We start from the raw sequence: 553 nt of genomic DNA, 5'->3' as shown, positions 1-553 counted from the left end.
ACGGATCATCAGCAATTAGCGATCTTTCGTCGCCTCTTTTTTGATTATCCTGAGATTCCTTTTGTGATGATAGGGGATCCAAAGCAATCGATCTACCGTTTCCGTGGGGCAGATATCCACTCCTATTTAGGTATTAAAGAGCATATTGAAAAGATCTATACGCTCAATACCAACTACCGTTCAGGAGAGCTGCAGGTCGCCGCTGTTAATCGACTCTTTGGTCTAAGAGCTGCGATTAATCCACCCTTTATTGAGAAAGATATTCCCTTTATTGAGATTAAGACGCCATCATCGGCAGCATCTTCCAAATTGATCCTACCTCATCGAGCAGATGCCGGAATGACCTTTTTAGAGTATCGACCGGCACCGACTGAGGTTGAGCATGAAGAGAAGAAGGCTGCTAGTCGTGTGAATAATGGTGATTTTAAAGATCAGATGGCAGCGGCAACAGCTGAGCAGATTGCAAGGCTCTTAAAAGAGGGGCAGTTAGCAAGTGAAGAGAGCTCGCGCGCGATATCACCAGAAGATATCACCATTCTAGTTCGCTCTGGCA

At 45.4% G+C, this 553-nt stretch carries 1 protein-coding gene; it reads left to right on the top strand.

Annotated features, from left to right (window positions below; translation table 11 throughout):
* The coding region (locus FK530_RS27685) for a UvrD-helicase domain-containing protein (RefSeq protein WP_158645210.1) at positions 1–553 on the top strand (553 nt) is incomplete at both ends.

It is taken from the genome of Tsukamurella conjunctivitidis, assembly GCF_007858475.1.
Taxonomy (GTDB): domain Bacteria; phylum Actinomycetota; class Actinomycetes; order Mycobacteriales; family Mycobacteriaceae; genus Tsukamurella; species Tsukamurella conjunctivitidis.
Note: the sequence above shows the minus strand (reverse complement) of the source record. Positions and strands in the feature narration are given on the sequence as shown.